The organism is Staphylococcus cohnii subsp. cohnii, from assembly GCF_002902365.1.
GTDB classification, from domain to species: domain Bacteria; phylum Bacillota; class Bacilli; order Staphylococcales; family Staphylococcaceae; genus Staphylococcus; species Staphylococcus cohnii.
In genome coordinates this window covers 1-2,999 of the sequence record NZ_PPQC01000026.1, presented here as the reverse complement: position 1 = coordinate 2,999, position 2,999 = coordinate 1, and the positions used below count along the sequence as shown (strand labels likewise).

The window sequence follows — 2,999 nt, the reverse complement described above, 5'->3', positions numbered from 1 at the left end:
GAAGAAGTTATACATAATATAGAAGAACAAGGTCTATTGACTACAGAATTAAAAAATGACATTTTAAAGCAAACTAAGCTACAAAGAGTTGAAGATTTATATAGACCTTATAAACAGAAGAAGAAAACAAGAGCTACAGAAGCTAAAAGAAAAGGTTTAGAACCTTTGGCAAATTGGCTTAAAAGCTCTAGTTTAGACATGACAATAGAAGAAAAAGCAACACAATTTTTAAATGAAGAAATAGAAAATGTAGAACAAGCAATACAAGGTGCACAAGACATTATTGCTGAACAAATTTCAGATGAACCAAAATATAGAACTAAAATTCTTAAAGATACTTTCCAACACGGGAAAATTGTTACACAAAAGAAAAAGAATGCTGAGGATGAGCAAGAAATTTTTTCAATGTATTACGATTATTCAGAACCAATAAAGAAAATCGCTAACCATAGAACATTAGCAATCAATCGTGGAGAAAAAGAAAAAATATTAACAGTCAAAGTAGAAATGGATATTCAAGGAATTGAAAATTTTATTCGTAAGTATGAAGTAATATACCATCATGATGGTTCGAATATCATTGAAAAAGCGATTTCTGATAGCTTAAAACGATTAATTATGCCTTCGATTGAAAGGGAAATTAGAGGGGATTTAACGGAAAAAGCTGAAAATCATGCTATTGATGTATTTAGTGAGAATTTAAGAAATCTTTTATTACAACCACCAATGAAAGGTAAACAAATTCTAGGAGTGGATCCTGCTTTTAGAACAGGGTGTAAATTGGCTGTAATAAATCCTTTCGGAACTTTTATTGCTAAGGGAGTCATATACCCACATCCGCCAGTAAATAAAAAAGAAGAAGCGGAGAAAACGTTTGTTCAATTTGTAAATAATTATGACGTTGATTTAATTGCTATTGGTAATGGTACTGCTAGTAGAGAAACAGAACAATTTGTAGCTTCAATGATTCAGAAACATAAATTAAAAACACAATTTATTATTGTTAACGAAGCTGGAGCTTCTGTTTATTCAGCTTCAGAAGTTGCTCGTTCAGAGTTCCCAGATTTTCAAGTAGAAGAACGTAGTGCTGTTTCGATTGGAAGAAGAGTGCAAGATCCATTAAGTGAACTTGTAAAAATTGACCCAAAATCAATTGGAGTTGGTCAATATCAACATGATGTTAACCAAAAAGCATTGGAAGGCGCGTTAACGTTTGTTGTTGAAACAGCTGTTAACCAAGTAGGGGTAGATGTAAATACAGCTTCACGTTCATTACTGCAATATGTCTCTGGTTTGTCTTCTACTATAGCTCAAAACATCATTTTATATCGTGAAGAAAATGGGCCTATTAAACATAATAAGGATATTGCCAAAGTAAAAAGATTAGGTGCTAAAACATTTGAACAAAGTATTGGTTTTCTAAGAATTATAAATGGCAATGAACCTTTAGATAATACATCAATTCATCCAGAAAGTTACCATGCAACCTATCAATTGTTAAATGAAATAGATTTTGGTGTAGAAAATTTAGGAAATGATGATTTGAAAGCGGCATTAAATCATGTGGATTTGACTAATATGGCTGCAAAACTAAACATTGGAAAACCAACGCTTGAAGATATTATAAAATCATTAATTGCACCTAATAGAGATCCTCGTGATGAATTTGAGACACCAATTTTAAAATCAGATGTCTTATCAATAGAAGATTTAGCAAAAGATATGAAATTAAGTGGTACTGTAAGAAATGTCGTTGACTTTGGAGCTTTTGTGGATATTGGTGTTAAACAAGATGGACTTGTACACATTTCAAAATTATCTAAGAAATTTGTTAAAAATCCTATGGATGTTGTTAGTGTTGGAGATATTGTCGATGTTTGGATATTAGACATCGATGACAAGAAAGGGAAAGTTTCATTAACTATGATTGATCCTCATGGATAATGAAAAGCTACAAAAAATGACAGAATATATTTCTATCACAGTTTTTGAAAGGCCTTTTAAACATAGTGCTTATTTTAATAAACGACTTAGAACAACAGGCGGCCGTTATATACTAAATACACATAATATAGAAATAAATGAAAAACAATATGATGCTTTTGGAGAAAATGCCGTTATTGATATTATTAAACATGAATTATGCCATTACCATCTTCATATTCAAGGAAAGGGATATAAGCATAGAGATAAAGATTTTAAGGTGTTAAGTTCACAGACAGGTTCTCCGAGATTTTGTTCAGCGATTGAAAGTTATGAAGATAGGGTTAGGTATATCTATAAATGCTCAAACTGTGGTGCGAAATATGCTAGGATAAGAAAAGTAAATATAAATAAGATGTTTTGTGGACACTGTAAAGGCAAGCTGATAGAAAAAAAACGTGTTTAAAAACGTGAATTTAATTAAAAAGAGAGTTGAAAATATCAACTCTCTTTTTATTATGAATCACTAGTCATTAGTCATTTGATATTCTCAAATGAAAATGATTAGATTTATTATGAATATTGTGTATTTAAGTAAATAAAACATCTTAAAATGAATATTTACTCTAATTTGTTATTTGTATGTGTTGACGTTATATAATTTATGTTATATGATATTAAACGTTGCGAAAATAATATGAAATTAAATGAAGGAGTTATTAAGTTTGTTAAAGAAATTTTAAAAACTTATTGACAAAACATTTCAAACATATTACAATGAAATACGTTAACTTGATAAACGAAAGTTTTTAGCGTCAACCGAGCGGCCGTGGCGGAATGGCAGACGCGCTAGGTTGAGGGCCTAGTGGGATTTATCCCGTGGAGGTTCAAGTCCTCTCGGCCGCATTAAAATACTTTACATATCATTTATAAAAAATATGCGGGTGTAGTTTAATGGCAAAACCTCAGCCTTCCAAGCTGATGTTGTGGGTTCGATTCCCATCACCCGCTCCATTGAGAAATTTTAAAATGAACATTGAAAACTGAATTGCAATATGTCAACGTTAATTCCGATT

Annotated in this window: 2 protein-coding genes and 2 tRNA genes; all 4 read left to right on the top strand. The window is 31.2% G+C overall.

Features of this window, described 5'->3' with window-relative positions; all coding sequences use genetic code 11:
• A partial coding sequence (locus CD032_RS05460) for a Tex family protein (protein ID WP_258026229.1) occupies nt 1–1,944 on the top strand: 1,944 nt, incomplete at its 5' end.
• Nucleotides 1,937–2,389, top strand: a complete 453-nt coding sequence (locus tag CD032_RS05455; protein ID WP_040030625.1) for a SprT family protein — start codon at nt 1,937–1,939, stop codon at nt 2,387–2,389. The genes CD032_RS05460 and CD032_RS05455, both read left to right, overlap by 8 nt.
• 357 nt (nt 2,390–2,746) lie before the next feature.
• Nucleotides 2,747–2,829: transfer RNA gene (locus tag CD032_RS05450), tRNA-Leu, on the top strand.
• A 34-nt stretch (nt 2,830–2,863) separates the two neighbouring features.
• Nucleotides 2,864–2,937, top strand: a tRNA-Gly gene (locus tag CD032_RS05445).
• Nucleotides 2,938–2,999 lie beyond the last annotated feature (62 nt).